This is a genomic window from Bacillus sp. FSL H8-0545, from assembly GCF_038006105.1.
GTDB lineage: Bacteria > Bacillota > Bacilli > Bacillales > Bacillaceae_G > Bacillus_A > Bacillus_A cereus_U.
Genome location: NZ_JBBOUO010000001.1, coordinates 2,564,569 through 2,591,194, shown reverse-complemented (window position 1 = coordinate 2,591,194; position 26,626 = coordinate 2,564,569). Strand labels below are relative to the sequence as shown.

Here is a 26,626-nt window from a genome sequence, read left to right as displayed (position 1 = left end):
AAATCTATGTGAAGAAGAAAAATTGAATAGAGAGAAAGACTTATACAAAATAAGCCTTGGATGATTAAAAGAGGTGGAGAGATGCAACAATTGTTATTAAAGAGTAAACGAGTATTAAGTAATCATTTTGGATTTTTCGTATTTGCAGTTATTTTACTTTGGTTAAAAACATATGCAGCATATGTGATAGAATTTAATTTAGGGATATCGAATACAATCCAAAAGTTCTTACTGTTTTTTAACCCGTTAAGCTCAGCAGTTCTATTTTTAGGACTTGCATTATTCGCAAAAGGGAAACGAGCTTACATTTGGTTAATTATTATTAATTTGCTAATGTCTATACTTTTATACGCAAACGTAGTATATTACCGCTTTTTCAGCGATTTTATTACGTTCCCGACATTAACACAATCGAATAACTTTGGAGATTTAGGTAATAGTATTTTTGCATTGCTACACTTATATGATCCACTATATTTCTTAGATACAATCATTTTAATTGTTTTAGTCGCAACGAAATTTGTAAATCCTAAACCAATCCGTGTTGCGAAGCATAAATTATCGCTAGTATTTGTAGCAGGTATTTTATTCTTTAGTAATAACCTAGGACTCGCAGAATCGGATCGTCCTCAGTTATTAACTAGAACGTTTGACCGCAATTATATTGTGAAATATTTAGGAGTGTATAACTTTACGATTTATGATGGTATTCAAAGTGCGAAAGCATCAACAGAACGAGCATTAGCGGATGGAGATAATATGACAGAAGTTAGAAACTATCTTACATCAACATATGCAAGTCCAAATCCTGAGTACTTCGGTAAAGGAAAAGGAATGAACGTAATTTATATTCATTTAGAGTCATTCCAAAACTTTTTACTAAACTATAAGCTAAATGGCCAAGAGGTTACACCATTCTTAAACTCATTTACAAAAGATGCGAATACGTTATACTTTGATAACTTCTTCCATCAAACAGGACAAGGTAAAACATCTGATGCGGAGTTTATGTTAGAGAACTCAATGTACGGATTACCACAAGGATCTGTTTTTACAAATAAAGCTAATAACACGTATCAATCAGCACCAGCTATTTTAGGTCAACAAGGATACACATCAGCAGTGTTCCACGGTAACTACAAAACGTTCTGGAACCGTGATGAAATTTATAAATCATTTGGTTTTAATAAATTCTTTGATGCGTCATACTATGATATGAATGAAAAAGATGTAGTAAACTATGGCTTAAAAGATAAACCGTTCTTTAATGAATCAATTCCGTTATTACAAACGTTGAAGCAACCGTTCTATTCGAAGTTCATTACGTTATCGAACCATTTCCCTTATCCGATTGATAAAGCGGAGGCAACGATTGAACCAGCGAAAACAGGTGATTCATCAGTAGATACGTACTTCCAAACAGCACGCTATTTAGATGAATCTGTAAAAGGATTCATTGATTACTTGAAACAATCTGGTTTATACGATAACTCAATTATCGTTATGTACGGTGACCATTACGGTATTTCAGATAATCATAGTGCAGCAATGTCTCAAATAATGGGTAAAGAAATGAACTCATTTGAAAATGCTCAATTACAACGTGTACCTTTAATCATTCGCGTACCAGGAATGGAAGGCGGTGTACAACATCAATACGGCGGAGAAATTGACGTTCTACCAACGTTATTACACTTACTAGGTACAGATACGAAAAATTATGTCCAATTCGGGTCAGATTTATTATCACCAGAGCATAAACAAGTCGTTCCGTTCCGTAACGGTAACTACGTAAGCCCAACAGTTACAGCACTTAACGGCAAATATTATGATACAGCGACTGGGAAACCTGTAGAATTTACAGATGAAATAAAACAAAATGAACAAATGGTTCAAAAATCACTAAAATACTCCGATCAAGTTGTTAACGGTGACTTATTACGATTCTACACACCAGAAGGATTTACACCAGTAGAACCTTCTAAATATAACTATAACAATCGTGATAAAGATAAAACGAAGGTGAAGACGACTGAAGACGGGGAAACAAAATAAATAATAAAAAATCCTACTCGTATTCCATACGGGTAGGATTTTTTATTTTAAGATTTACTTTCGAATTTTTGGAGTGCTACTTTTTTAGGCATAAAACATGCAATAATCAAAGCTACAAAGGATAAGACTAACATAAATACGTAGGCATCACTTGAGCTGAAGATAGAAGCTAATTTCGTTACTTGCATAGCTGATATGCTTCCGTTCTCACTAGATAACTGTGAAGTATGTGAAGTGGATTGAATTGTATACACAGTGATAATGACTGCTGTTCCTATAGCACCAGCTAATTGACGTACGGTATTATTCACTGCGGAGCCATGTGAACCCAATTCTCTTGGTAAAGCGTTTAAACCTGCTGTATTTAAAGGCATCGAAATGAAACTTAGTCCAATGCGTAGAATAATAGTACGAACCATTAAATACATATAAGTGGTGGATTCGGTCAAGTCAATTACACCCCACATTGATATAATGATACATATTAAACCTGTAATAAAGAGTGGTTTTGCCCCGTATTTATCAAACATTTTACCTGTGATAGGTGATAAGAAGGCATTAATTACAGCGCCAGGTAATAGAAGTAAACCGGATTCAAAAGCAGTGAAACCTCGTCCATTTTGCAAGTAAATCGGTAAAAGAATTAAATCAGCATACATAATCATCGTAATGAGTACGTTAATGACTGATGTAAGAGTGAAAATTTTATATTTAAATACGGATAAATTTAGCGTTTGAATTTATGGGAGAAAAAGATGGGGAGTTTCACCTTATCATTCGCTTATCGCTGGAACTTAATCCCTCATGGTGTAAGGAAGAGGAGTACGAATTCTCTATCAGTATCACTCAAGATAATAGAGAGAATATTATTCGTTCTATTGAAGAGCAGCGAAAGAAATTCCCAAAACGATAATAAAAAGACTTGATAACCTACTAGAGGAAATCAAGTCTTTTTCATTAAATACGATTATCATGCCAGAAGTTTAATGGGAAGTGTTCGTTCTCATGATAGCTTTCTAATTCATATCCTCTTTCTTTCAGCCCTTTAATAATTCCAGGTACTGCTTTAACTGATTGTGGATGAATATCGTGCATAAGAATAACTTCTGTTGGATTTGTAGCACCAGCTAGAACGTTTTCTACGATTTTAGCAGATGCAGCATCAACTGGCATTTTGTTGTATTTCCAGTCTAATGAATCAATTGTCCAATCCCATACTTTTAAACCATTCTCAACAACTTTGTTGCGAAGGGCTTCATTTAATCCTGGCATTGAGCCGTAAGATGGGCGAGTTAATACTGGTGATTTGCCTAGAACGCCAGCGATTAAGCCTTGGTCTTCTTTCATTTCATCAACGTAATGACCTTCTGTGTAAAGCTTCTTGTAGTTATGAGTCATACTGTGCATCCCAACATAGTGGCCTTCAGCATCTTCACGTTTTACAAGATCAGGGAAAGCTTTTACGTTTGAACCAATTAGGAAGAATGTTGCTTTTGCATTTTCACTCTTTAACATATCTAAAAGCTCAGCTGTGTATTTTCCAGGACCATCGTCAAATGTTAAGTAAGCGACTTTTCTAACTTGCCCGTTATAGTGCTTTGGAGCTTCTTTCGGAGCAAGGGATGTTTGAATTTCACTTACAAGTTGAACAGATTTAGCGTCATCCTCTGTACTTGCTAGAGCGATATGTGTTGATCCGTAAGCAGCTTCGTATGTAAATAATACCCCGGCGCAAATCAACAGAGCCCTTTTCACTAAAGTTGTCATCCGAATTCCATTGTGCATAATTTTCCTACTCTCTATAAAAGTTCTACTCTACTATATTAGCAATTTTAGAGGGGGAAATGCAAAAAAACTTTTTTACAAGCGCAAAAAAGTTTGTCCAAAAGTATGCAAGATTTTATAATAATTGCGTCTTAAATAAATGGGATAAAAAAATGGATAATCTTAATCTTTAATAGGAAACACTACAAAGGATATTAATTTTAGGAGGTGCTTTAATTGAAGTATAAAAAAATACTTTCTATATGTATGACAAGCATATTTACAGTAGGACTGCTATTTGGGTGTAATACAGCTCAAAAGGATGAACAGGAACCAGATCCAACGGAGGAACCTTCTGAGCAAAGAAAACAGGATGAGAATAAACAGCAAGATCCTTCTAAAGAAAAAAATAATGAGTTAAATAAAAAGGATGAACAGGAGCCAGATCCAACTGAAGAACCTTCCGAAGAAAGAAAAGAGAAAAAAGAAAATGAGTAATTGCGGATTAGTAAAATTTACAGCATAAAAATAGAAATAAGTAACTTTAAATTATAAAAGCCCTTTTCTCTTCATTTAAGGAAAGTGGCTTTTATACGTTTTAAACATTCCTTTAGAAAGGTCATTCTTATTAATAGATTATCGGTCCAACGATATAGATTGGACCAACTTATACTGCATTGCTTAGGAAGTGAAATGGTTATGGGCTAAAAAGATGAAAAGATTTTTTGAGGCCAGTTTTAAAATTTCACATACCGTATTTTAAAAATAAATATAGGAAAACCAAAAAGTAATGTAGAATATATCGTACATACATATGTGAAGTCAACAAAATATATAAAAGAGGTGGACCTATGTTACTTGAAGAAGTAATGCAGCAACTAGAAGAATATGGGACAGAACAAACTCGTAAGACGTATAAAAACCATGGGGCGAAAGAGCCGTTATTTGGAGTTAGTTTTGCAAATTTAAAATTGTTGAAAAAGAAGATAAAAAAAGATCATGATTTAGCAATCTCATTATGGGAAACAAAAAATATGGACGCAATGACTTTAGCAACAATGGTTTTAGATCCGAAGAAACTAACGTCAGAACAGCTAAATAGATGGGTTCAAGATGTTGATTATTATTGTTTAATGGACGTTCTTATGACAGCTATATGTACGTCGCCAATCGCGATAGAAAGAATGGAAGAATGGACGAAGTCTGATGATGAATGGATTGGAAGAGCTGGTTGGTCATTATTAGCGAATATCGCAATAAAAAATAAAACGTTTGACGATGACTTTTTCTTACCGTATTTAGAAGAGATTAAAGTTCATATACATAATGAAAAAAATCGTAAAAGAGAAGCGATGAATAGAGCTTTAATTGCGTTAGGGGTTCGAAATGAAGCTTTAGAGCAACAAGCAATTGAAATCTCACGTGAAGTTGGAAAAGTAGAAGTTGATCACGGTGAAACGTCATGCAAAACACCAGATGCAGAATCCTATATTAAAAAGACACGAGAAAGAGCTGAAAAGAAGAAAGTAAAATAAGAGAAGGAGAAAGGCTATGAAACCAATTGAAGCGGCACGAAGTATTATTACATCACAATTTTCGAATTTTGATGTTGCTTTACTAGGGGGAAGTGTTGCTAGAGGAGAGGCTACGAAAACATCTGACCTTGATATTGTAATATTTGACCAAAGTTTGTCATCTTGTTATAGAGAATCTTTCTATAGTAATGGCTGGCCTGTTGAAGTATTCGTACATAATTTTGAAACGTACAAAACCTTTTTTAAAAGTGATTGTGAGCGCGGGCGACCTTCATTACCTCAATTAGTTTCAGAAGGGATTGAATTAAAAGGTAAAGATAAAATTGTAGAGATACTCAAAAGAGAAGCGAATGGATTATTAAATAAAGGACCAGAGAAATGGTCAGAAGAAACGATGAAACAGAAACGCTATTTTATTACGGATACTTTGGATGACTTCATTGGTGCAACAAAGAGAGAAGAAGAATTGTTCATCGCAAATTTATTAGCTGATTTAGTACATGAATATGTTTTAAGGGTAAATGGTCAATGGCTTGGAAATTCAAAATGGTTTATTAGAGTGTTAAGAAGGTATGACGAGCAATATGCAGAACATTTTGTAGCGGCTTTTGATCATTTTTATAAAACAGAGGAGAAAAATGAATTAATTACGTTTGTAGAAAACACGCTAGATCAATACGGAGGAAGAATGTTCGAAGGATTTTCTATAGGGAAATGAGAAGGGGATAGCAAAGTGAATATACCATTCGTTCAATTAAGAGAATTGACACTAGACAATGTAGAAGATCGATATCAATGGTCATTAGATACAGAAGTAACAAAGCATTTAGTTGTACCAAATCAATATCCACCGTTCACTCGTGAAGATACGAGAAGGTGGATTGAAGCATGCATAAGTCGAGAGAATGGTTATGAACAACGAGCTATCGTTACAAAGGAAGGTATACACATTGGATGGGTAGACCTAAAAAACTTTGATAATACAAATAAAAATGCCGAACTAGGGATTGCAATTGGAAATAAAGAATATTGGGGTAAAGGATATGGAATGGCAGCTCTATACAGTATGTTACAAATCGGCTTTTCTGAATTCCAATTAGAAAAAGTTTGGCTACGAGTAGACGAAGATAATTTACAAGCAAGAAAGAGTTATGAAAAAGCTGGATTTGTTTGTGAAGGAATAATGAGAAATGATCGATTACGTCAAGGTAAGTTCATTCATCGCTATCGTTATAGTATGTTAAAAGAAGAATATCAATTTTTATTTAATAGTCTATAAAAATATTATGTAAACTTAAAGGGGATAGGGAAAATGATTCGATTACTTTCTAAAGTAGATGCGGAGCAATATTGGGACTTACGTTTACAAGCATTACAAGTAAACCCAGAGGCATTTGTAACAACTTATGAAGAGGCGATTCGCCAGGAAAATCCTATTAAGCGAGTGGAAAGTAATTTAACAGCTACAACTAGTTGTACATTCGGTGCTTTTAATGAGAAAAATCAATTAATTGGAGTTGTCACTTTACTAACAGAAGAGAAAGAGGCATATAAACATAAAGGTCATATCGTTGCGATGTATGTAGATGCACAAAATAGACGTAATGGACTGGCACGTGAGTTAATTGCAAATGCAATTCAAAGAGCGAGAGAAATAGAACTAGAGCAATTGAACTTAGGGGTTGTATCCACAAACGAACCAGCAAAAAAATTGTACGAATCAATGGGCTTTAAAACGTATGCAATTGAAAAAAGAGCTATAAAGATGAATGGTGTGTATAGTGATGATGAAAATATGGTGTTGTTTCTTTAAAGACTACATCCATAATGAGATTTTCGAATATTAATTATATTCATTTTGTTGTATAGTATAACAAGAAACTAAACAAGGGGTTTTATAATGAAAGCTATTGCAGTAGGGATAGTGGCATCGTTTTTCTTTGCCTTTACCTTTGTGTTAAACCGGTCGATGGACTTAGAAGGCGGAAGTTGGATTTGGAGTGCATCACTACGGTATTACTTTATGGTTCCCATGCTATTACTTATTGTTATGTATAGAGGGAACTTAAAACAACTCTTTCAATATATGAAAAACAATCCGAAAGAATGGTTGTTATGGAGTATTGTTGGATTTGGTCTCTTTTATGCACCGCTTAGTTTCGCGGGTGCGTTTGGACCGGGGTGGCTCGTTGCTTCAACTTGGCAAATTACGATAGTTGCAGGAATTTTATTAACACCATTTTTCGCGGTAGACCCATTACATAAGAAGCTTCCGATGAAGGAATTAGTAATGTCAGGCATTATTTTATTCGGTGTTGTTCTTATGCAAGTAGAACACGCTTCTTCTTTAGGAATTCGTGAAACCATTTTATGTGTAGTTCCGGTACTCATTGCAGCGTTTGCGTATCCACTTGGAAATAGAAAAATGATGCAAGTATGTAAGGGCGAATTAGATGTCTTCCAACGAGTTCTCGGTATGACATTAGCAAGTTTACCATTTTGGTTTTTACTTTCTGGTTACGAAGTATCTACAAGCGGTTTACCGTCAAGTAGTCAAGTTTTTCAATGTTTTATCGTTGCGATTAGTTCAGGTTTAATTGCGACAGTATTATTCTTCTATGCGACAGATCTTGTAAAAGATGATCCGCAAAAATTAGCAACAGTCGAAGCGACACAGTCTGGTGAAGTTTTATTTGCGTTAGTAGGAGAGCTTATCTGGTTATCTGCTCCAATCCCGTCTTCTTTATCGTGGATTGGAATGAGCCTCGTTATTGTCGGAATGATATTGCATAGTTATGTAGCTGTAGTTGTGAAAAAAGAAGAAAAAATAACAGCGTAGCGTAAAAAGGGGCTGTCCCAAAAGTTTAATCTTTTTGTTAAGATAACGATAGTAAATGAAATTATATCGAACACAATTCACATTATATCGACTTAACGACAAAATATGACAAAACCTATTACTAAAAGAAAGCCGTCCCAGAATACTTTTTGGACGGCTTCTTTTTTACTTTTACATATCTCATGAAAACACTATTATTCTCTTAATTATTTTTCAAACTACTAGTAATTTGATTTTCCATATCAGGTAATGTAGTTTCTAAGGAAGTATCATTTAATAAATTTGCTTCGCCTGAATTATATTTATTAGTAGAATGAGAAGCCGGTTTGTTTAGTTTGTGATCATACTTTTCAGTATACCGTTTTACTTTGTTATTCTCATCAATTGTAAATTTACCTTGATAAGAATTTAAAGAAATGAACACTTTTTCTTTAAGTTTGAAAAAATCCTCCATATCTTCTTTGGCAAATAGAAGAACATTTTCATTCTTTTTAGAAGTTGGAGCACCATCTAGTAAAACTTCAATCGGTTCGTTTAATTCATTTTTTTGTATTTTAATTTTTTCTGGATCATACTCTTGTAATTTACCTTTTGTTGTGACACCACCAATTTCAATAAATTGAATTATATCACCGGGGTTCACTGCATTGTTAAAGCTTTTTGAAACTTGAATTTTTGAACGCGTAAATGTATTTGTATTAAAATCAAAATACTGAGATTCAATAATTGTCCCCTCTACTATAATATCAGCATTTAAAGCTAATTCTTTTACATCATTATATGTTTTTTCAAAGTCGGCCTTATGAATTACTTGTGTAATATCGTTTGTTTTGAAAACAGATTTTTTTGATGATACTTTTAGCAAAGATACGGGAGAGCTTTGCTTCATTTCTACTTCTTGTGAACCACTATAAATATAAAATGCAACACTTGAAGTTAATATGATACATATAAGTCCACTCGCAATAAATTTCTTTTTCATATAATTCACTCCATTCCTAATATAGAATACTAATTAATACAATGAGTTAATTCCGTAAAGTGAACCTGAATCTGGTGTATTTACAGTTCTACCTGAGCCAAACTGACACATAATAGAGTCACCTTCATAATTGTTATGAGCAAGGCCAAATGCATGTCCCATTTCATGAGCAATGGTTCCTGACTTATGATAAGTATTTAGAGAATCGAATGACGATGAATTGAGTTGAATTTTTGCCCAAGAATAGTTAGAAGACGGATCAATTTGACTACCGCTTCTATAAAATTTTGTTTCACCAAGAATACCACTTGAACGTGGATAATAATTGCCTTTGTAAATATCTATTACACTAGAAGGCTTGTTTGAAGTATTTCTAAAAGGAATAGGCGTCGATACAATTTTACCTGTATGAACCCAAGCGCTCATAGAACTATTAATTCTAGAGGATTCTCCAGAAGCTGAACTATCAATCCAATAATATTGTGTGGACTTCCCCCAATTTCCTACACCACCCGTTAACTTCCCTCCGAATGTGTCATAATGATTTGCTGCAAATGTCGAAGAAGGAATGGTAATAGATATGACAGAAACAAAAGCTAGAGACAACCCGACAATTTTTTTCATAAAAATACCTCCTTAAAGTAGTAAGATAAATCGAAGTAATCTTACCATTGTTTTTATATAATTTGAATGTAAAAATAAATAAATTCACATACGGCGTATGAAATTTCACAAAGGATTAAACATTAAGACAAATTTAAAAATGAAGGGTATAGGTAATAAATAGGTTTGCAAGGAAAAAGGAACTGTTGGCAGAGAAAGAATTGGAACAGCTATTTTTATGCTTTGTTTGAAAATGATTATGTTAAAAATTAAGAAAAATATGATAATATATGTATGTATTAGTTTAAAGTAAAATGGGGGAACAATCGTGAAAATGAATGAAATAGTGGCGAGTACACAACTTCCAAATACAATCGAAACAATTACAAATGATTTAAAAGAATTAGGGATAGAAAAAGGAATGACAGTTATTGTTCATTCATCATTAAGTTCGATTGGTTGGGTATCTGGCGGAGCAGTTGCAGTAGTAGAGGCGTTAATGAAAGTCATTACGGAAGAGGGAACAATCATTATGCCAACCCAATCTTCAGACTTATCCGATCCAAAACATTGGTCAAGACCACCTGTACCAAAAGACTGGTGGCAAATTATTCGGGATAACGTCCCAGCATTTGACCCACGTATAACACCAACAAGGGCAATGGGAGAAGTAGTTGAATGTTTTCGTACATATCCGAATGTATTGCGCAGTAATCATCCGCTCAGTAGTTTTGCAGCATGGGGGAAACACGCAGAAGAAATTACAGCGAATCATTCACTTTCCATAAGTTTTGGTGAAGAATCGCCATTACGAAAAATATACGATTTAGATGGATACATATTATTACTTGGTGTCGGTTATGACTCCAATACGTCCATACATTTATCTGAGGTACGTACAGGTGCACGTGAGTTAATAAAGGTAGGAGCGCCTATTATAGAAGAAGGGGTAAGAGTATGGAAAGAATTCGTTGAAATGGATTACGATTCTGACACGTTTGTAGAAATCGGAGTTGAATATGAGCGTAAAGGAACAGTTACGCGTGGGAAGATAGGGAATGCAACGTGCCGCTTTATGAGGCAACGTGATGCAGTTGACTTTGGAACAGAGTGGTTTCGTGCGAAAAATCAGTAAGGGATGGTTATTATGAAGGGGAAAAAAGTATTAATTACGAGCGGCGGTTGCCTAGAAAAATGGGATCAAGTACGCGGACATACAAATTTAGCAAAAGGTACGATTGGAAGAATCATTGCAGAAGAGCTAATGACAAAAGGAGCAAATGTAATATATTTGCATGGCTACTTTGCTGAGAAGCCAATGGCTGTAAATAACCAATTAGAATTGCACCCATTTGAAGGGATTATTGATTTACAAGATAAGATGAAAAGTATTATTACACATGAAAAAGTAGATGCAGTTATTATGGCTGCAGCTGGCTCAGATTGGGTTGTCGAAAAAATTTGTGATCAAGATGGAAATGTTCTTAATATGAACGGAAAGATTTCAAGTGATATCGCACCAATTATTCATTTTCAAAAAGCGCCAAAAATATTAAAACAAATAAAGAGTTGGGATCCAGAAACGATACTCGTTGGCTTTAAACTTGAAAGTGATGTAAATGAAGCAGAACTTATTGAAAGAGCAAGCAAAAGAATGGAAGGTGCAAAAGCGAGTGTGATGGTAGCGAACTCACCGCATTCTTTATATTCCCGCGGCGCCGTGCATCACGTCATTGGACAAGATGGTAATGTGAAGTTATGTAATGGGAAAGATGAAACTGCAAAAGAAATTGTCAATATGTTAGAGCGTTTATGCAATCGTATTACTGCGATGTAAATTTAAGCTTTTAGAAAGAGCTGCAGTCGCATAGTATATAATGGAGTTAATATTAACTTAGTGGGGGAACGTATCCCTCACTAAGTATTAAATTGAATCAAATCAATGGAATAGGCCATTAGCTGCTCGTAAATGTGTAATACATGATATATGCATAATGAACATTTTGTGAGGAGTGGATTGTATGGAACATTTATTAAAGCAAGCTATTAAACTTAGAAATGAAAAGAAATATGCGCAGTCTAGAGAGATACTTATAGGATTAACAAATTTTACGAGAGATGCAGAAGTGCTATATCAATGCGCTTGGATACATGATGTCATGGGTCTTGAAATGGAGGCGGTTCCGTATTATGAACAGGCGATTGCGAACGGACTTGATGGTGAATCACTTCGCGGTGCGTATATCGGTCTTGGCAGTACGTATCGTTGTATAGGGGAATATGATAAAGCGATTACTGTATTAGAAGCAGGGATAAAGAAGTTCCCGGAAAATGACGTGATGAAAGTATTTTTATCATTAGCAAAATATAACGTAAACGATCATGAATCCGCGATGAAATTACTACTTGAAATGGTCGTAAAAATAGAGGAAGTAAAAGAATTTGAACGTGCCATTTCATTTTATAAAGATCATTTAAATGAGGTTTTTGAATAGAGGAGAGAAGGAATGAATCCATCAATTTCACGAAGGCGAAAAGGCATTTGGATTGGGCTCATATCTTTAATTATGTTATCAAACTATTTATTGTATGCCCTTCCAATAGTGCCAGCTGCCCCGAAAGAAGTAGTGCTTGGTTCGTTATTAGATTTTATGTTTGTAATTCCAATCATCACATATTTCTTTATTATAAGGAAAAGATATTCGTTAACGTATATGTTTCCTGTAGTTATAGCTGGATATGTGTTCGCAAGATTTATAATTCCTAGTGATTATTTACAAGCTTTTTCATTTGTTTCGTATGTAATAGTTGCTGGAGAAATTGTGTTCGTATGTTTTGAACTGATTCTGATATATAAAATTATAAGAGTACTTCCTAAAATAATAAAACGATATAAAGAATATAGAAGTGAGTATTCTTCATTTTCTTATGCGATTGATGCAGCATTTGATGCTAATATGAAGAGAAGTAAGACAGTAAATATCATTCTAACAGAGTGTAAATTACTCTATTATGCTTTTTTATCGTGGCGTGAAAAAGTACTAGAAAGTGAATTCATATATTCATATCATAAGAAGACCGGTGCAATAGGTGTTTATATCATGATTATTCATGCAACATTAATTGAAAGTATCGGTTTTCATTATTTACTTCATCAATGGAATCCAGTTATAGCTTGGATTTTACTCATTTTGAACATATATGCGATGTTTTATTTTTTAGCTGAAATCCAAGCGATGCGTAAAAATCCAATTATCGTTGCGGAAGAAAAAGTGATCATTCAAATTGGATTAGGAAAGAAAATCGTTATACCATATACACAAATTGATAACATTGCGTTTTATAAAGGCGAACCTTTAACGAAAGAAGAAGAGAAAGAGGTTCTTGACGCAACTGTTATGGAATTTATAAAAGAACCTGCAACTTTTGAAATAACGTTAAAAGAGCCAATTAAAGCACAGTTGTTATATGGATTTTCTAAAACAGTAAGTCGTATTCACTTAAATGTAGACGATGAACGGAAATTTTATGATGCGGTTATGGAGAAGTTGAAATAGGAGTAAAAATAGTGAAAAATAAAAAAACTCGCAACTTAATAGCTTGCGGGTTTTCGTCGTAAACAATTAAAAAATATGATAAAATTAAGAGGTAACTTATGGTACGGTTGGTTGTTCAATTATCACTTCTCCGAGTAGGAGGGGGGTGATAATAAGTGAGTGAAATTACGTTGTTACTGCAAGGTGGACTGTTTCTCATTGCATTGTTAACGTTTATTGTCGTCTTAATTGACAAACTCAAAAAATAACAACCCACCTATGCCTATAGAATGTGGGTTGTTGTGTTTGTACGAAACAAATAGGATAAATGAACAATCCAATCTGCTAAGTTACGTGGACTAGTGTGTAGCCGCACACTAGTCTTTTTTATTTATATACAGTTTTTAATTGTTTTATGTGATTGTATTGTTCTTTTCATACTCATTATAACACAGTGTCTTTTCATGAAGAAAGGAGACCGTATGTTCTTATGTGGATTAAATAGAACGTGTAGTTTCTTTAAATAGCCCATCCATATACTGTTTTAAACTTTCCACAAAAAATCCTTTTTTGTCTACATTATTTACGCCGACAATTGGTGATGGAAGATTGTATCTTTTTTCTGATAAATGAACAACAACATCAAAAATATCAAATAGGCGAATGAAGCAGAACAGACCGTCTTTATCACTAAGTAAAATAAAGTAATGGTTTTCGCTCGTTGTATTTAATGTATTCCATAAAGAGCTTTTGCTTAAGTCACGAACGATACTCTTTTCCTTTAATTCCATGAAATCGGCATTTAATAGAATGGTAGAAATATCAATCGCATCTGGATCGTCAAAGTAGCCATCAATTGTTTGTACAGCAAAAGTATAGGCCATTTTTAATACACTCATCTTATATTTACGGTTATCTAAAAGCAATTCACGTTGAATAGAACTAGCTACTTTTGTTACGCGCTCCTCTTTCCAAATTTCATTATGTAATGAAATATCGTGCTTTTTACATAGTTTCATAATTAATGCATTAGAATAAAGTATCTCATCACTTACTTCGACTACATCTGTCTCAGCGGCTGCTAGCTCCTCACCATGTTCATTCGTATAGAGAGGGGAGTCGATTTGTTTTTTCATTTGCTCAATCTTATATTGACTTAATTTATGTCTAATTAAAGGACGGTCAATATTTGTTGTCATATGTTCATGACAGGAATCACAAATTGAGTTTGTGAAATAATATCCACATAATATCTCTGGAATGACATATTGTTCACTAAGTTCTTTCGTATCTTTTCTGCAAATGATGCATTGTGTCATATTTATCACCTTTACCTGCAAATTTGTCTGTAATCTCATTGTAGTGTATTTAATGGGATTTTGGAATATTGTAAAGGAAAATATTATGTGAAATCTAAGTTTAATTTGGTACAATGAAGAGAAGTGCTAGTTTAAAGGAGGACGTTTTTTTGAAATCGAAAGTGCACTTTTGGACATTAGAAGTGCTGATGGTTGTAGGAATTATATTTATTTGCACAAAAATATCGTTTCTATTTCAACCGATTGGTATCTTCATATCAACATTATTTTTCCCAATTTTAATCGCGTTATTTTTATACTTCATATTTAACCCATTGTTAGTCTTTTTGGAGAATAAAAAAGTACCTAGAGGTTTAGCGATTTTACTACTGTATCTTTTTATTATCACATTAACTGGAGTTGCTATTGGAGTAGTTGTTCCAACCATCTCACAACAGCTAATGGATCTAGTGAAAAACATGCCGACTTATATAAAAGAGGGGAAAGTATACATACAAGATCTATCCCATCATAGGTTATTTGAATGGTTATCTACACAAAACTACGTTTCCATTGAAACAATTGAGAAAAATGCGATTGAATACTTAAAGGAAATACCAAACACAATTACGTCGAGTGCAACGGCTTTATTTGGTATTATCACGAACGTGGCGTTAGTTATTTTTACAGTACCGTTCATTTTATTTTATATGTTTAAAGATGGACATGCATTTCCAGGAAAAGCTGTTAGTGTATTACCAGAGTCTTACCGTGAAGAAGGACTTCGTATCATAAAGGAAACGAACGAAACATTATCTGCATATATTCAAGGGCAAGCGCTCGTTTGTTTATTTATAGGTGCCTTTACATTTACTGGTTATTTAATTATCGGTTTACCGTATGCTTTCGTTTTAGGGATTATCGCAGCATTTACAAATATAATTCCGAACTTAGGTCCATTTATCGGAGCAGCACCAGCTGTAATTGTAGGGCTGTTCGTATCTCCGATGCAAGCTCTGTACGTAATTATTATTGTAACAATTGTACAGCAGTTTGAAAGTAACATCATATCTCCACGTATTATGAGTTCGAAATTAAACATCCATCCGTTAACAATTATCATCCTTATTTTAGGGGTAGGTAATTTCGCGGGAATTATCGGAATGATTTTAGCAGTGCCTGTTTATGCGGTAACGAAAACAGTTGTTTCGAACTTAGTGAGATTGTTTAAGACGAAACGAAGTAAACGGAAATAGAATATGTTGAGAAAGATACACCGCTTAAATTGGTGTATCTTTTATTTTTTTAGAGTGTATGAAATACTTATTATTATATATTTTTTACACATCAAATCAGGCGATAATTTTTTGTTAAATAAACTTTATAAACTATGTGGAATCCCTCTGAACTATCCAAATCATCTCTTTACACTGCGTCATTAACATCATAATCGACTCCTTTCATTTCTAATATAAGTTCAAACAATTATAGGTGAGTGTAGTACTTGCTTCTACGATCACGAATTTCATCTATAATCTTTTTATACTGTTCCTCTTGTTTTGCTTCATTTGCAGATATAGTTTCTTTTTGAATCGTAATGGTTAAAAAGAAAAGGTGAAACTTCATACATGAATTCCTCCTTTCGAATAGGAATTACAGGTGACTACAATAATGACTTTGTCGTTCTTTTACGTTGTCCATTGCCTGTTCAATTTGTTGGCCATGAAGCATATCAAACTCAGACAGTTTATTTTTTTGAATGGTAATTGTTAAAAATAATACTTTGAATTTCATTGGATTTTTACCCCTTTATAATTTATTTAGTAAAGACGATTGTAATAAGAGGACTGGCGCTCTTTTACTCCGTCCATAATGTTTTTAATTTGTTGTTCGCGAGAAATTTCATCTTTTGAAAGTTTGCGTTTTTGAATGGTAATCGTTAAAAAGAAAGCTTTAAATTTCATTAGGATATTACCCCTTTATAACTTATTTAGTAAAGACGATTGTAATAAGAGGACTGACGCTCTTTTACTCCGTCCATAATATTTTTAATTTGTTGTTCACGAGAAATTTCATCTCTTGAAAGTTTACGTTTTTGAATGGTAATCGTTAAAAAGAAAGCCTTAAATTTCATTAGGATATTGCCCCTTTATAATTTATTTAGTAAAGACGATTGTAATAAGAGGACTGGCGCTCTTTTACTCCGTCCATAATATTTTTAATTTGTTGTTCGTGAGAAATTTCACCTTTTGAAAGTTTGCGTTTTTGAATGGTGATTGTTAAAAAGAAAGCTTTAAATTTCATTAGATTATTACCCCTTTAAAAAATATTTTTAATACATTTGTGTATAATACGAACTTTTAATGTCCGTTATTTTATCCATAGTTTGTTTTAATTGTTGTTTACGAAATATTTCAGCTTCAGATAACGTTTTTTTCTGAAGTGCTGTCGTAAAAAAGAAAATATGAAAAGTCATAGACGAATTCCTCCTTTCGAAAAGGAATTACAGGTGATCACAATAAAGCACTTGGCGCTCCTTAACATCATTCATAGCTTTTGCAATTTGCTCATTATGAAGAATTTCAGCTTTGGAAAGTGTATTTCTTTGAATCGTAATACTTAAAAACAATACGCTAATAGTCATCGAATGTTGCTCCTTTCTTTAAAAAATAATGTATGAGACTAAAAAATCGCACAAAAAAGCCACAGGAAGATATCGTTCTCCTATGGCTGGGCGTGAAAAAGCCACAGGAAAGTATACGACCTCCTGTGGCGAATTTATGAATTAATAGAAATAAAGTGCGATTTTCAATTCTCCATTAGGGTGGTCGAATTCATATTTAATTGTCCGAAAAACACAGGTGCAGTTAACGCTAAAGTTAAAGCATCTAATTGTAATTTCATCATTTCCTTCGACCTCCTTTTAGAATATTTTTCTTACGTTAGTAATTATATACAATTAATGGATAATTGTAAACATAAAAATTGAAAATTTTTAATTTTGATTAAAATGCGTATATTTTAAAGGGTTTTTAATGGATACATTGTATAGATTGGATAATAAATAGAACTTGGGGGTGTCTAATGAAGTATATGATTAGAATAGCAGGTGTTATGCTAACAATTTTTTTATTTGTTACTGCTTGTTCTAATGGGGAACAAATAAAAGAAATATCACATATTGAACCTGGGGTTTTTAAAAAATATACGGGGACATACGTTGGAAATAATTCCGACGTGTTTGCGATTGTTAAAAACTTATCTGGTGGAGAAACAGTTCAAAGTATCAGTTTAGAAAATGAAAATATTAAAGTGAAATATGGTGCAAAAGAGAATGGAAATCTTACAGATGACATGATTGAGACGTATTGGTTTGATGGGAAGGATACGATGAAAAAGAACTTTCTCTTTAATGCTATTTATCTTGCAATTTTAGTACCAAATGCGAAAGGGTGTGAGTTTCAGGTTAAAAATCAAAGTTTTGCATTGAAAAGAGAAGAACTTTTACCCATACTTTATAAAGAATTTAATGATTTGCCAAAGGATGATCTTATATGGAATAAGGGAATCGTAATGAACTTCTTTTACGGTAATCAAGAAAAAATAGAAAAGCTAGTTAATAATAAAGATTTTCGAAAGCAATTTTTTGATGAACATCCTGTGCGGGAATCTAAGTGATAGGGAAAGAGAAAATAGAAGAATTGCACGATAGATTGTATACAGGTCCTTTACTACAATTTTTGAGAACGGATATTCCATACATACCACATGTAACAGTTGGGAGAAAAGGTAGCGCGGAGTTAGCAACTGAAATAGCGAAGGGGATTCCTAGTTTTCATGAGAAGTTGGACTGTGTAATTAATAGAATTAGTGTGGAACGAATTGGTGAGAATGGAGAGTCAATTATTGAATTTGAAGTACCATTGCAAAAAAGCTGACAAAAGTCAGCTTTTTTATTTCGTACCATGAAGTAAAGCACCAATCGCACCACTATAACCGCCGTCTTGTAAAAAGACTGGTATTTTATTTTGATATTCTGTATAGCTACTTATAATACTTTGAAGATGTACGTTATTACATAGAGTAGAACCGATGTAAATGATATGGTCAATATTTTTCGTTTCGGCGAATTGAAGGCTTAATGCTGTGACGACTTCACCGACAAGTCCTTGAACGGTAGCTAGTATATCTGAACTACTATAATTTGAATCTGTAATGGCCGCTTTTCCGAAATTGCTAGCAGTTAAGTTATTATCAATAGGGGAGAGAATCCCACCATAAATATCTCCAACTGTAATATCTAGACTTTTTCTGGAGCCTATATTCGTAAGCGGAATCACATCTTCAAAATGATCTATATTTGTTAATAGTTTTGAAAGGCCCATAATAGTACCACCGCCAACGCCAGTTCCCCCAGCGCGAACGTATTGCTTGTCGTGAACATAGTGAATGGAAGTACCTGTACCGATATTTGTTAATACAAAGTTGTTTATAGCACGTTTTTCTTCTTTTAGTATGTAGCGTACGCCTGCTAAAGTAGCTTCAAACTCGTTTAATTCTACTATTTTATATGAACCTGAAAGTAGTTGTTCTACCTGTTTAGCTTTACCACCTGTAATGCATAATTGTGTAATTGAATTATTATTATGAAGCCATTCTTTAATTCTTTTTTGTTCATATGAATAAAATTTTTCAAAAACTAATTTGTTCATTTCGTTAAAGTAAGCAATTTTTGTTAATGTTCCCCCAGCATCAATACCAACAACATTCCGCATTTTTCTACTCCTTACTATGTAATCTGTTTAATCAGCTTGATATATTAATAGCTTTTCAATGGTAACGATTGATTGACCGTTTACAGAGGCAATTCCTTTCCCAAGAATAAAACCTCGTCTGTTACGTGTTAATTCATAATGTAAGTCAAGTTTATCACCGGGATACGCATTTTCATGAAATTCCACCCCATCTAAAGAGGAGAGGAAACCAAGTCCTTCAGATTCACCTGTACTTACAAAAGCACTAAGTTGAGCGAGTGCTTCTACAATTAGCATATGAGGCATATAGTTTTGATTGTTATTAATAAACCACTCGTTATTTGTGATCAGTTTGTATCCTGTAGCTGATTGAGATTCTTTAACGTTTGTAATTTTATCGATCATTAAAAATGGATAGCGATGTGGAAGAGTATCTTTAATATTCATATCGTACCTCCAGGAATAATAATACCCCTGCTAAAGTTAAGCAGGGGAGTTATTATTAATTCTTAACTAATTCTTCTATTTTTTCAATAGAGAAAATACCGCTATTTTTAATGTTTTCAACTGCTTCTTGTAATACTACTTTATCTTGAACAAGTGCAATACGTACAAAGCCTTCGCCGTGAGGACCGAAAGCATGGCCTGGTGTGACAACGACATTTGCACGATCCATAAGTGCATAAGCGAACTCTAGAGAAGTCCATCCTTTCGGAATTTCAGCCCAAACGAACATACTTCCAGCTGGTTTATCGACATTCCAACCGAATTTGTGGAATCCGTCCACTAAAGTATCTCTACGTTCTTGGTAAATGCTTCGGTTTTTCTCGCAAAACTCTGCGCCATTTCTTAGTGCAGCAGATGCTGCTTTTTGAATTGGTAAAAATACACCGTAGTCTGTATTCGATTTAAACTGTGTTAGTGCACCAACAACGTCTTCATTTCCAATCATATATCCAATACGGCTACCTGCTAAACTATAACTTTTTGATAAAGAGTTTATTTCTACACCAACTTCTTTTGCACCAGGTACAGATAAGAAGCTAATTGGCTTTTGACCATCAAAATAAAATTCAGCATAAGCAAAATCATGGACAATGATAATATTATGTTTTTTCGCGAATGCAATTACCTCTTTAAAGAAATCTTCATGAGCCATTGCTGGAACTGGATTCCCTGGGAAGTTCAAAATCATCATCTTCGCTTTATCGGCAATTTCTTTAGGGATAACTTCTAAGTTAGGTAAGAAATCATTTTCTTTCTTTAATGGCATGTAGTAAGATGTTGCACCGGCCATTTGAATTCCTGTTTCATAAGCTGTATATCCTGGATCAGGAACTAGTATTATATCTCCCGGATTTGCAAAAACCATAGGTAAATGAACGAGTCCGTCTTGTGAACCCATTAATAATAAAACTTCTTTTTCAGCATTTAATATAACATTATGAGTGTTGTTGTAATATTCAGTTACAGCTTCGTGAAATTCTTGAATACCAGATAACGTATATCCGTAACTTTCTTTTGCACTTGCTGTATGTACCATTGCTTCTCTTACGAAATCAGCAGGAGGCATATCGGGATTCCCGATACTTAAATCAATCATTTTATGACCTGCTGCAATTTTCTCTTTTTTATAGGCCCCTAATTCACTAAATATAGAAGATTGGAATGCTTTCATTCTAGTTGCTAACGTGTAAGTCATCAAAACCCCTCCTAAAAACAGTGTTTTCTTTCTGCGTTTTTAATTATTCTGAAAACACATGTTTATATTTTATCATTTTTTTATGAAAATTAAAACGATTGACAAATTTAGAGGGAGGATAATAAGGAGAGAAATAAAAATAACGCAGAAAATATTTTCTACGTTATAAATGGAGATTAATTGTTTGTTTTTTTATATGTACATGTTTTTTCAGTTGTAAAAAAGTATACATTTAATTTATTATCGACAACTTTTAAAGATTGATCTGATGTAAACGAGTTACCATAATCAATATGATAAACGTTAGAATTTTTAACAAACGTTCCTTTAAATAAATCCTCTTTTTTATTTGTTGTTTGCATTTCCACTAAATTGTGAACAACCTTTTCTTTCTTTTCTTCTTTTACAACTGTTTCAAATTTATAATATACAGGGCATTCACCTTTTTTATTATCAATGACTTCCCAAGAGCCGTATATATCATTATTGCTACATCCACTAAGTAGAACGACGAATATAGGAAAAACAAGTAGAAACTTTTTCATTGTGTACTCCTTTCTTATTAGTTTCTATAAACGTGCGAATACGATAGGAATATTGTAAAAAATAAAGTTTAAATTTTTATAAAGAATTACTAAATTTCACATAAAAATTTGGATAAAGATGAGATTTTCAAAATAAAAAGGCATGAATCTAGTGTAATACCAGATTCATGCCTAGCAGTCTATCTTATGTTATGTTTTTTGAGGATAAATGAAGCGGAAAGAAGAATGAAAATTCCGTTTACAATATATACATCTGTAATAATAAAGGCTAGGTTAGCTGCACCAAAACCACCTTTATCGAATATAGAAGCGAATGCTGTAGTAGTCAAAAAGATAATGGGAGTTAACAGTAAAAATAAGAAACCTGCAACAATCCTTCTTTTAAAGTTATTTTGAGATAGGGAAATGGCTAAAAAATTAAGGACGCCAAACATAACGAATGAAAACAGAAGGGTAATTAATAATTGCATACCAGCAGACATTTCCACAGCTCCTTTTTGAAGAATCTATAATTTATTGTATTCGAAAGTAGTAGGGGATACTCCTTTAAAAATTGGAACTATACAAAGCATATAAATTTCAATCCTAGAAATTGAAAAAGAATGGAGCCATATTAAAATACTGGATCCATTCTTAAGAAGTATTAGTTTTATAAATTCGCAGATTGCGAAGGTTGTTTTTCATATTGTTTCTGTTTAGATAGGGAAATAAATATAATCAACAATGAAATGACGCCGAAAATTAGAACCATATACTGTAATCCAATTGTATCTAAGAAGAAGCCAGTTCCAAGTAAGACAATTTGGAACATAACTCTCTCAAACATATTACGGAATGAGAAGAGGCGGCCGTGATAGCTTTTTTCTACTTTCGTTTGGAAAATTGTCGACATAATAGGGAAGAAACAGCCGACACTAAAGCCAAACAAACCAAACGATGTAAGAGCCATCCATTTTATATCGCTAAAGAACAATGAAAGGTGTGCAAAAGCGGTACAAATTGCGAAGAAATATAGTAACTTTTCAGGTTTGAAATGATCAGATAAACGTTTAATAACGAAGGCACCTAACATAAATGCTACACCTTCAATTGTATATATGAATCCTTTAATCGTTGGATCGTGTTGCATTTCGCTAATGTTAATAACCATTAAATTGAATCCAGCTATAAATAATAGAGGGATAATACTTAATATAAGTGCTGTAAAAGCAATAGGAATTCCTTTTAAAATACGAAATACTTCCATAAAACTATTATCTTTAGCTGATTGTTTACTTAATGTAGCTGATTTTTTATCTTCAAATTGTAGGAAGAAAGTTGAGAGGAATAATAAAGCGTATGCTGCCATTGAGAAGGCATACATATACTGTAAACTCATTACAACTAAAAGAATTCCACCTAGTGAAGTACCTGCAATACGAGCGATTGTACCAACATTCATATGTACACCGTTCATCTGTAATAGCTCATGTTCACGAACGATGAGTGGGATTACAGATTGTAATGCAGGGAAATAAAATGCCGCTGAAATTTGAAGTACAATCATAAAAGCAATCATAAAGGCGATACTTTCATATTGAATAGCGAAAAACATGAAAATAACACTAATCACACGACCAAATCCAGCGTAAAGAAGAACTTTCTTTTTTTCATATTGATCAATGACACGTCCAGCCATTGGACCAACTAGAACACCAGCTAACAGTCCGATAAATAATATAACGGATTTCATAAAATCAGAAGGGACGTATTTTTGCATAAATTCAAGATTACCAAGAATACCAAGCCATAACCCTAGACCAGCAATAAACTCCCCAATTAATACGATCCAAACATTTTTATTACGCCACATAATTTAAACCTCTCAGTCTTTTGAAATTAAAAACTCGTATATAAAACCTCCGTATTTTATTCATTATTTTTTAACGCGCTTTTTTAGAGTCAGAGTCTATATTACGTGTTTCATTAATGGATTTCAATTTTTTTGATTTGTTGAAAATTTGATTAATTATATGATGAAATAAGTAATTCAAAATGTGAAAAACTCTTGATTAAATACAAATTGAAAATAAAGAAAAACATAGAGAAAATAAAAAAGTGAGAACGTAGTTACTACTTCTCACTTTTCTCAAATGCAACATCAAACACTAGATTCTTTTAGCAACACTTATGATCTTGTCCAATAGCTAAACCGCTAAAAGATAGTGGACCAACAACATCTGCACTTGCACCACTAGTAAGGTTTTCTACAGTTAATGAATATTCGTGAGTCCCGCAGCTAACATTTTGATCTATAGCTTGAAATGTTTGCGCGTAAAATTGCTCAGAATCTGTAGATTCAATTCCTACTTGAGCGTTGAAGATTTCTGTATTGTCACGGAAAATTCGGAATAAAACTTGTGAAATCTCAGTTATACCTTCAACTCCAACTGTAGCAATTAATTCTACTCGATTATTACATGCATCTCCTCTAGAAATTTTTAATTTAATATTAGCTAGAATTGCTTTGTTTGGGGAATGGGGAATCGTAAAAGTAGTTTCACCAGTTTTATTTATTGGTTGAGTAGCTTGGTAATCAATGATATGAGTCATGTTCGTCACCTCCTCATATACTAAAATATGAAAGTAACGATGTATTAGCTTGGACATATACTAGAAGATGTTAATAGAATTGAGAATACAGTTGAATATAGGGCGATAATATAAAAGCATCAAGAAAGAATCACAATACTGTGAGTTGTTTCTTGATGCTGTTTGTACATTAGGCAGAATATTCTTCTTTACGCACTTCAAAGAATTCATTACGGCGTAAGTAATTAAAAATTTTTTCCGAAACCGCTTCTTCTTGAGATATTAAGAAACGATGATCAAAAGCATAGAAAGATTGACCTTTAATTAATTTTACGTAGTATATTTTACACGCCTCCTTTAAATTAGGATTCTTAAATACTTTCTATTATGATGACCTATCTGGTTGTTAATAATACTTAAAGTTTCAAAGGGAAGAAGTATAAATTCAAAAAAACATTGAAACAGCTTACAAATCTGTAATGTTTTTGTCACCTTTAACGATAGTTAAAATTAACCAATATCTCCTATACTACAAATAAGTTACATAAAACAAGGAGGTAGAAAGATGGAGGAAGTAATTGGAGAAGTTGTAGCAGGGATTTGTGAATTTGTAGTTGAAGTTACGGTGGATGTTTTAGGAGATTTAGTTTCCGGAAATGATGAAGAGAAAGAAACATTATAAAATTTGTAGAAAGTTTAAAGATAAACAATGTGTAAAAGCTGATTTCTAAAGGGAAGTCAGCTTTTATATTTTTTACATTATATTAATAATATTTAAATATTCATCTGTTATGATGTTAATGAAACCAATAAAGGAGCTGATTGATATGAATATGCCTAATTCTAGATGGGATGTACCTGATTCTAGTAAGATTGTGGCGAATATAAATGAAAAGGAATATCACTTTATTGTTCGTATACATCCACTTGCAGGAAAGATTATAGCGCTATTTGAAAATGGGAAAGAATATGGTTTGCTTGATAAGCAAATCGCTAGTAGGAATAAATTTATTAGGTCAGAACTTACTAAGTTGGAGCATTTCAACATAGATATTCTTTATGATAGTCCTGGGTGGATATGGATTGGCATGGATCAATATGGATTTCATGCAAGAGAGGCTACTAATAGCGAAGTAGAAGTTCTTGTGAAGTTACAGGGGGATTAAGCTATTTAGACGTGTAAGAAGATCCTCAAATATAAGAGATACTTTGTGGGGTTGTGGGATAAGTTCCCATAACCTTTTTTGTTTTGTACTTAAAAATAAAAGAGTTAAATTTTTTTGATAGAAGGTCTCTAATAGAAGAGACGAGACTAAAAGAGGATTTGAAATTATATAGAGAGAACTTATAAATTAAATATAATACTTTATAGAAAGAAGATGATAAAAATGAGTAAAGAAGAACTTGTGAAACAACAATTTGGTAGTAATGCAGAGAAGTATGTGAAAAGTAAAATTCATGCAAATGGACCGGATTTACAATATGTAGTTCAGCAAGTTGAAACTCGTCATAATACTCGTCTTCTTGATATTGCTACTGGTGGTGGACATGTTGCAAATTTGTTAGCCCCAATGTTTAAAGAGGTAGTCGCTCTTGATTTAACAGAAAAAATGTTAGAAAAAGCAAAAGGTTTTATAGAAGGGAACGGGCATGAAAATGTATCATTTGTAGCAGGAAATGCAGAAAATTTACCATTTGCTGATGAAGCCTTTGATACAATTACATGCCGAATTGCCGCACATCACTTTGTTGATCCTTTGCAATTTATTTTTGAAGTACATCGAACGTTAGAAAATAATGGATTATTTATATTAATTGATAATGTTTCACCAGAAAATAATGAATTTGATACATTTTATAACTTTATCGAAAAGAAGAGAGATCCGAGCCATGAACGAGCTTTGAAAAAAACAGAATGGATTACTTTATTAGAGAAACATGGTTTACAAATGCAGTCATGTCATACTTTTGACAAGAAGTTCGATTTTGATTGGTGGTGCGATATGATGGATGTACCTATGCAAAAACGTGTAAAGATAACAGAGTGTATGATGAAAACATCAAATGAAATGCAGGGATTTTTCAAAATTCAATTTGAAAACAATAAAATAGAATCGTTCTATACTGAAATGGCACTGTTCATATGTAAAAAAAGTTCAACATTAAAAAGATAAATTTCTTGCAGTCTTTCTGATGTACGATATACTTAGTACAGATAAAATGAGAATTGAGGAATAGCAATAATGATTCGTGTACGTATTGAGGGAACTGAGGAAGAGATGCTTGAATTTTTAGAGAAAATGCCTGACATTCCTGGGTTTGAAAAAACACATATGAGAGAACCGAGAAAAGGGAATAATCCGAAATATGATTCAAGCAAAAATGTACTAGCATATTTATCGTATAAGAAGATTGAAGTCGCCAATAAATAGGCGGCTTTTT

The 26,626-nt window shown here is 33.2% G+C and carries 36 protein-coding genes and 3 pseudogenes; 19 read left to right on the top strand and 20 right to left on the bottom strand.

Going from position 1 to position 26,626, the window contains the following annotated elements:
* The first annotated feature begins 81 nt into the window (after positions 1–81).
* Positions 82–2,055 (top strand): LTA synthase family protein, encoded by a 1,974-nt coding sequence (locus MHI07_RS13620; RefSeq protein ID WP_340824378.1) that lies wholly within the window; start codon positions 82–84, stop codon positions 2,053–2,055.
* A gap of 47 nt (positions 2,056–2,102) precedes the next feature.
* Here the strand turns inward: MHI07_RS13620 and MHI07_RS13615 are convergent.
* A pseudogene (locus MHI07_RS13615) lies at positions 2,103–2,786 on the bottom strand (MFS transporter); the annotation flags it as partial.
* Here MHI07_RS13615 and MHI07_RS13610 point away from each other — a divergent pair.
* A pseudogene (locus MHI07_RS13610) lies at positions 2,771–2,968 on the top strand (WapI family immunity protein); the annotation flags it as partial. The pseudogenes MHI07_RS13615 and MHI07_RS13610 sit on opposite strands and share 16 nt — an antisense overlap.
* A 44-nt stretch (positions 2,969–3,012) precedes the next feature.
* On the opposite strand, the gene MHI07_RS13605 reads toward MHI07_RS13610, so the two are convergent.
* A complete protein-coding gene (locus MHI07_RS13605) occupies positions 3,013–3,840 on the bottom strand; it encodes a peptidoglycan-N-acetylglucosamine deacetylase (protein WP_340824376.1) in 828 nt (275 codons plus the stop codon).
* Between the two features lie 216 nt (positions 3,841–4,056).
* Between MHI07_RS13605 and MHI07_RS13600 the strand changes: the two genes are divergently transcribed.
* The 6 genes from MHI07_RS13600 (at position 4,057) to MHI07_RS13575 (ending at position 8,193) form a co-directional block, all read left to right on the top strand.
* The gene (locus tag MHI07_RS13600) at positions 4,057–4,317 is read left to right on the top strand and encodes a hypothetical protein (RefSeq protein ID WP_002161418.1); all 261 of its coding nucleotides are present in this window, start codon (positions 4,057–4,059) and stop codon (positions 4,315–4,317) included.
* Positions 4,318–4,670: 353 nt separating this feature from the next.
* Positions 4,671–5,354 carry a DNA alkylation repair protein gene (locus MHI07_RS13595; protein ID WP_340824372.1) on the top strand — a complete coding sequence of 228 codons (684 nt, stop codon included), beginning with the start codon at positions 4,671–4,673 and terminating at the stop codon, positions 5,352–5,354.
* Positions 5,355–5,370: 16 nt separating this feature from the next.
* Positions 5,371–6,072: a nucleotidyltransferase domain-containing protein gene (locus tag MHI07_RS13590; protein ID WP_340824369.1), complete on the top strand. Its 702-nt coding sequence runs from the start codon at positions 5,371–5,373 to the stop codon at positions 6,070–6,072.
* Between the two features lie 15 nt (positions 6,073–6,087).
* On the top strand, positions 6,088–6,633 hold the full coding sequence (locus MHI07_RS13585; RefSeq protein ID WP_340824367.1) for a GNAT family N-acetyltransferase: 546 nt from the start codon (positions 6,088–6,090) through the stop codon (positions 6,631–6,633).
* A 33-nt stretch (positions 6,634–6,666) separates the two neighbouring features.
* On the top strand, positions 6,667–7,167 hold the full coding sequence (locus tag MHI07_RS13580; RefSeq protein WP_286097669.1) for a GNAT family N-acetyltransferase: 501 nt from the start codon (positions 6,667–6,669) through the stop codon (positions 7,165–7,167).
* Between the two features lie 87 nt (positions 7,168–7,254).
* Entirely contained in the window at positions 7,255–8,193 is a 939-nt protein-coding gene (locus MHI07_RS13575) for a DMT family transporter (RefSeq protein ID WP_078174309.1), read from the top strand.
* Positions 8,194–8,395: 202 nt separating this feature from the next.
* On the opposite strand, the gene MHI07_RS13570 is transcribed toward MHI07_RS13575, so the two are convergent.
* Together MHI07_RS13570 and MHI07_RS13565 are read right to left on the bottom strand one after the other, a co-directional pair.
* A complete protein-coding gene (locus MHI07_RS13570; RefSeq protein ID WP_340824361.1) occupies positions 8,396–9,175 on the bottom strand; it encodes a hypothetical protein in 780 nt (259 codons plus the stop codon).
* 33 nt (positions 9,176–9,208) lie between these two features.
* Positions 9,209–9,799: a hypothetical protein gene (locus MHI07_RS13565; protein ID WP_340824358.1), complete on the bottom strand. Its 591-nt coding sequence runs from the start codon at positions 9,797–9,799 to the stop codon at positions 9,209–9,211.
* A 313-nt stretch (positions 9,800–10,112) separates the two neighbouring features.
* Between MHI07_RS13565 and MHI07_RS13560 the strand changes: the two genes are divergently transcribed.
* The 5 genes from MHI07_RS13560 to MHI07_RS13540 all read left to right on the top strand — a co-directional run bounded on the left by MHI07_RS13560 (position 10,113) and on the right by MHI07_RS13540 (position 13,583).
* On the top strand, positions 10,113–10,913 hold the full coding sequence (locus tag MHI07_RS13560) for an aminoglycoside N(3)-acetyltransferase (protein ID WP_340826900.1): 801 nt from the start codon (positions 10,113–10,115) through the stop codon (positions 10,911–10,913).
* Positions 10,914–10,925: 12 nt separating this feature from the next.
* The gene (locus MHI07_RS13555; protein WP_340824357.1) at positions 10,926–11,615 is read left to right on the top strand and encodes a phosphopantothenoylcysteine decarboxylase domain-containing protein; all 690 of its coding nucleotides are present in this window, start codon (positions 10,926–10,928) and stop codon (positions 11,613–11,615) included.
* A gap of 184 nt (positions 11,616–11,799) precedes the next feature.
* On the top strand, positions 11,800–12,273 hold the full coding sequence (locus MHI07_RS13550; RefSeq protein ID WP_002161428.1) for a tetratricopeptide repeat protein: 474 nt from the start codon (positions 11,800–11,802) through the stop codon (positions 12,271–12,273).
* A gap of 12 nt (positions 12,274–12,285) precedes the next feature.
* Complete coding sequence (locus MHI07_RS13545; RefSeq protein WP_340824356.1) at positions 12,286–13,335, top strand: hypothetical protein; 1,050 nt, start codon at positions 12,286–12,288, stop codon at positions 13,333–13,335.
* Positions 13,336–13,490: 155 nt separating this feature from the next.
* Complete coding sequence (locus MHI07_RS13540; protein ID WP_087945754.1) at positions 13,491–13,583, top strand: putative holin-like toxin; 93 nt, start codon at positions 13,491–13,493, stop codon at positions 13,581–13,583.
* Positions 13,584–13,811: 228 nt separating this feature from the next.
* Here MHI07_RS13540 and MHI07_RS13535 read toward each other — a convergent pair whose 3' ends face one another.
* Positions 13,812–14,633, bottom strand: a complete 822-nt coding sequence (locus MHI07_RS13535; RefSeq protein WP_002110427.1) for an HNH endonuclease — start codon at positions 14,631–14,633, stop codon at positions 13,812–13,814.
* A 149-nt stretch (positions 14,634–14,782) separates the two neighbouring features.
* Between MHI07_RS13535 and MHI07_RS13530 the strand changes: the two genes are divergently transcribed.
* On the top strand, positions 14,783–15,868 hold the full coding sequence (locus MHI07_RS13530) for an AI-2E family transporter (protein WP_002110426.1): 1,086 nt from the start codon (positions 14,783–14,785) through the stop codon (positions 15,866–15,868).
* 229 nt (positions 15,869–16,097) lie between these two features.
* On the opposite strand, the gene MHI07_RS13525 is transcribed toward MHI07_RS13530, so the two are convergent.
* From MHI07_RS13525 to MHI07_RS13495, 7 genes are read right to left on the bottom strand one after another with little or no spacing between them, the layout of a single operon-like run.
* Positions 16,098–16,238: a YrzI family small protein gene (locus MHI07_RS13525; RefSeq protein WP_241875651.1), complete on the bottom strand. Its 141-nt coding sequence runs from the start codon at positions 16,236–16,238 to the stop codon at positions 16,098–16,100.
* A gap of 27 nt (positions 16,239–16,265) precedes the next feature.
* On the bottom strand, positions 16,266–16,406 hold the full coding sequence (locus MHI07_RS13520; protein WP_070146635.1) for a YrzI family small protein: 141 nt from the start codon (positions 16,404–16,406) through the stop codon (positions 16,266–16,268).
* A 26-nt stretch (positions 16,407–16,432) separates the two neighbouring features.
* The gene (locus MHI07_RS13515) at positions 16,433–16,576 is read right to left on the bottom strand and encodes a YrzI family small protein (protein WP_016100548.1); all 144 of its coding nucleotides are present in this window, start codon (positions 16,574–16,576) and stop codon (positions 16,433–16,435) included.
* A gap of 26 nt (positions 16,577–16,602) precedes the next feature.
* Positions 16,603–16,746, bottom strand: coding sequence for a YrzI family small protein (locus MHI07_RS13510; protein ID WP_002120144.1), 144 nt, complete (start codon positions 16,744–16,746; stop codon positions 16,603–16,605).
* 26 nt (positions 16,747–16,772) lie between these two features.
* Entirely contained in the window at positions 16,773–16,916 is a 144-nt protein-coding gene (locus MHI07_RS13505; protein ID WP_256415964.1) for a YrzI family small protein, read from the bottom strand.
* Between the two features lie 28 nt (positions 16,917–16,944).
* Positions 16,945–17,088: a YrzI family small protein gene (locus MHI07_RS13500; RefSeq protein ID WP_000142704.1), complete on the bottom strand. Its 144-nt coding sequence runs from the start codon at positions 17,086–17,088 to the stop codon at positions 16,945–16,947.
* Positions 17,089–17,115: 27 nt separating this feature from the next.
* The gene (locus MHI07_RS13495; protein ID WP_002110421.1) at positions 17,116–17,256 is read right to left on the bottom strand and encodes a YrzI family small protein; all 141 of its coding nucleotides are present in this window, start codon (positions 17,254–17,256) and stop codon (positions 17,116–17,118) included.
* Positions 17,257–17,696: 440 nt separating this feature from the next.
* Here MHI07_RS13495 and MHI07_RS13490 point away from each other — a divergent pair, with 440 nt between their 5' ends.
* Both MHI07_RS13490 and MHI07_RS13485 read left to right on the top strand, forming a co-directional pair.
* A complete protein-coding gene (locus MHI07_RS13490) occupies positions 17,697–18,290 on the top strand; it encodes a DUF4825 domain-containing protein (protein ID WP_340824345.1) in 594 nt (197 codons plus the stop codon).
* Positions 18,291–18,292: 2 nt separating this feature from the next.
* A pseudogene (locus MHI07_RS13485) lies at positions 18,293–18,550 on the top strand (hypothetical protein); the annotation flags it as partial.
* 15 nt (positions 18,551–18,565) lie between these two features.
* Here the strand turns inward: MHI07_RS13485 and coaW are convergent.
* The 8 genes from coaW to MHI07_RS13445 all read right to left on the bottom strand — a co-directional run bounded on the left by coaW (position 18,566) and on the right by MHI07_RS13445 (position 24,527).
* Entirely contained in the window at positions 18,566–19,387 is an 822-nt protein-coding gene (gene coaW, locus MHI07_RS13480; protein ID WP_340824341.1) for a type II pantothenate kinase, read from the bottom strand.
* 27 nt (positions 19,388–19,414) lie between these two features.
* On the bottom strand, positions 19,415–19,813 hold the full coding sequence (locus MHI07_RS13475; protein ID WP_016105142.1) for a 3-hydroxyacyl-ACP dehydratase FabZ family protein: 399 nt from the start codon (positions 19,811–19,813) through the stop codon (positions 19,415–19,417).
* 55 nt (positions 19,814–19,868) lie between these two features.
* Positions 19,869–21,068 (bottom strand): LL-diaminopimelate aminotransferase, encoded by a 1,200-nt coding sequence (locus MHI07_RS13470; RefSeq protein WP_340824338.1) that lies wholly within the window; start codon positions 21,066–21,068, stop codon positions 19,869–19,871.
* 176 nt (positions 21,069–21,244) lie between these two features.
* Positions 21,245–21,613, bottom strand: a complete 369-nt coding sequence (locus tag MHI07_RS13465; RefSeq protein ID WP_340824336.1) for a hypothetical protein — start codon at positions 21,611–21,613, stop codon at positions 21,245–21,247.
* A gap of 179 nt (positions 21,614–21,792) precedes the next feature.
* Entirely contained in the window at positions 21,793–22,095 is a 303-nt protein-coding gene (locus MHI07_RS13460; protein ID WP_215578798.1) for a hypothetical protein, read from the bottom strand.
* Between the two features lie 167 nt (positions 22,096–22,262).
* Positions 22,263–23,465, bottom strand: a complete 1,203-nt coding sequence (locus MHI07_RS13455; RefSeq protein WP_340824333.1) for an MFS transporter — start codon at positions 23,463–23,465, stop codon at positions 22,263–22,265.
* Positions 23,466–23,770: 305 nt separating this feature from the next.
* Positions 23,771–24,205, bottom strand: a complete 435-nt coding sequence (gene exsC, locus MHI07_RS13450) for an exosporium protein ExsC (RefSeq protein ID WP_215578796.1) — start codon at positions 24,203–24,205, stop codon at positions 23,771–23,773.
* A 169-nt stretch (positions 24,206–24,374) separates the two neighbouring features.
* A complete protein-coding gene (locus MHI07_RS13445) occupies positions 24,375–24,527 on the bottom strand; it encodes a YqbF domain-containing protein (protein WP_080018204.1) in 153 nt (50 codons plus the stop codon).
* Between the two features lie 484 nt (positions 24,528–25,011).
* Here MHI07_RS13445 and MHI07_RS13440 point away from each other — a divergent pair, with 484 nt between their 5' ends.
* The 3 genes from MHI07_RS13440 to MHI07_RS13430 all read left to right on the top strand — a co-directional run bounded on the left by MHI07_RS13440 (position 25,012) and on the right by MHI07_RS13430 (position 26,616).
* Positions 25,012–25,350 carry a hypothetical protein gene (locus MHI07_RS13440; protein ID WP_204210073.1) on the top strand — a complete coding sequence of 113 codons (339 nt, stop codon included), beginning with the start codon at positions 25,012–25,014 and terminating at the stop codon, positions 25,348–25,350.
* Between the two features lie 222 nt (positions 25,351–25,572).
* The gene (locus tag MHI07_RS13435; RefSeq protein ID WP_340824328.1) at positions 25,573–26,358 is read left to right on the top strand and encodes a class I SAM-dependent methyltransferase; all 786 of its coding nucleotides are present in this window, start codon (positions 25,573–25,575) and stop codon (positions 26,356–26,358) included.
* A gap of 69 nt (positions 26,359–26,427) precedes the next feature.
* Positions 26,428–26,616, top strand: a complete 189-nt coding sequence (locus tag MHI07_RS13430) for a DUF3970 family protein (protein WP_002110407.1) — start codon at positions 26,428–26,430, stop codon at positions 26,614–26,616.
* Positions 26,617–26,626: the final 10 nt, after the last annotated feature.

Coding starts and splice junctions, on each gene's coding strand:
- MHI07_RS13620 (WP_340824378.1), top strand. CDS start 82: ATGCAACAATTGTTATTAAAGAGTAAACGAGTATTAAGTAATCATTTT.
- MHI07_RS13605 (WP_340824376.1), bottom strand. CDS start 3,840: ATGCACAATGGAATTCGGATGACAACTTTAGTGAAAAGGGCTCTGTTG.
- MHI07_RS13595 (WP_340824372.1), top strand. CDS start 4,671: ATGTTACTTGAAGAAGTAATGCAGCAACTAGAAGAATATGGGACAGAA.
- MHI07_RS13590 (WP_340824369.1), top strand. CDS start 5,371: ATGAAACCAATTGAAGCGGCACGAAGTATTATTACATCACAATTTTCG.
- MHI07_RS13580 (WP_286097669.1), top strand. CDS start 6,667: ATGATTCGATTACTTTCTAAAGTAGATGCGGAGCAATATTGGGACTTA.
- MHI07_RS13575 (WP_078174309.1), top strand. CDS start 7,255: ATGAAAGCTATTGCAGTAGGGATAGTGGCATCGTTTTTCTTTGCCTTT.
- MHI07_RS13570 (WP_340824361.1), bottom strand. CDS start 9,175: ATGAAAAAGAAATTTATTGCGAGTGGACTTATATGTATCATATTAACT.
- MHI07_RS13565 (WP_340824358.1), bottom strand. CDS start 9,799: ATGAAAAAAATTGTCGGGTTGTCTCTAGCTTTTGTTTCTGTCATATCT.
- MHI07_RS13560 (WP_340826900.1), top strand. CDS start 10,113: ATGAATGAAATAGTGGCGAGTACACAACTTCCAAATACAATCGAAACA.
- MHI07_RS13555 (WP_340824357.1), top strand. CDS start 10,926: ATGAAGGGGAAAAAAGTATTAATTACGAGCGGCGGTTGCCTAGAAAAA.
- MHI07_RS13550 (WP_002161428.1), top strand. CDS start 11,800: ATGGAACATTTATTAAAGCAAGCTATTAAACTTAGAAATGAAAAGAAA.
- MHI07_RS13545 (WP_340824356.1), top strand. CDS start 12,286: ATGAATCCATCAATTTCACGAAGGCGAAAAGGCATTTGGATTGGGCTC.
- MHI07_RS13535 (WP_002110427.1), bottom strand. CDS start 14,633: ATGACACAATGCATCATTTGCAGAAAAGATACGAAAGAACTTAGTGAA.
- MHI07_RS13525 (WP_241875651.1), bottom strand. CDS start 16,238: ATGAAGTTTCACCTTTTCTTTTTAACCATTACGATTCAAAAAGAAACT.
- MHI07_RS13520 (WP_070146635.1), bottom strand. CDS start 16,406: ATGAAATTCAAAGTATTATTTTTAACAATTACCATTCAAAAAAATAAA.
- MHI07_RS13515 (WP_016100548.1), bottom strand. CDS start 16,576: ATGAAATTTAAAGCTTTCTTTTTAACGATTACCATTCAAAAACGCAAA.
- MHI07_RS13510 (WP_002120144.1), bottom strand. CDS start 16,746: ATGAAATTTAAGGCTTTCTTTTTAACGATTACCATTCAAAAACGTAAA.
- MHI07_RS13505 (WP_256415964.1), bottom strand. CDS start 16,916: ATGAAATTTAAAGCTTTCTTTTTAACAATCACCATTCAAAAACGCAAA.
- MHI07_RS13500 (WP_000142704.1), bottom strand. CDS start 17,088: ATGACTTTTCATATTTTCTTTTTTACGACAGCACTTCAGAAAAAAACG.
- MHI07_RS13495 (WP_002110421.1), bottom strand. CDS start 17,256: ATGACTATTAGCGTATTGTTTTTAAGTATTACGATTCAAAGAAATACA.
- MHI07_RS13490 (WP_340824345.1), top strand. CDS start 17,697: ATGAAGTATATGATTAGAATAGCAGGTGTTATGCTAACAATTTTTTTA.
- coaW (WP_340824341.1), bottom strand. CDS start 19,387: ATGCGGAATGTTGTTGGTATTGATGCTGGGGGAACATTAACAAAAATT.
- MHI07_RS13475 (WP_016105142.1), bottom strand. CDS start 19,813: ATGAATATTAAAGATACTCTTCCACATCGCTATCCATTTTTAATGATC.
- MHI07_RS13470 (WP_340824338.1), bottom strand. CDS start 21,068: ATGACTTACACGTTAGCAACTAGAATGAAAGCATTCCAATCTTCTATA.
- MHI07_RS13465 (WP_340824336.1), bottom strand. CDS start 21,613: ATGAAAAAGTTTCTACTTGTTTTTCCTATATTCGTCGTTCTACTTAGT.
- MHI07_RS13460 (WP_215578798.1), bottom strand. CDS start 22,095: ATGTCTGCTGGTATGCAATTATTAATTACCCTTCTGTTTTCATTCGTT.
- MHI07_RS13455 (WP_340824333.1), bottom strand. CDS start 23,465: ATGTGGCGTAATAAAAATGTTTGGATCGTATTAATTGGGGAGTTTATT.
- exsC (WP_215578796.1), bottom strand. CDS start 24,205: ATGACTCATATCATTGATTACCAAGCTACTCAACCAATAAATAAAACT.
- MHI07_RS13440 (WP_204210073.1), top strand. CDS start 25,012: ATGAATATGCCTAATTCTAGATGGGATGTACCTGATTCTAGTAAGATT.
- MHI07_RS13435 (WP_340824328.1), top strand. CDS start 25,573: ATGAGTAAAGAAGAACTTGTGAAACAACAATTTGGTAGTAATGCAGAG.
- MHI07_RS13430 (WP_002110407.1), top strand. CDS start 26,428: ATGATTCGTGTACGTATTGAGGGAACTGAGGAAGAGATGCTTGAATTT.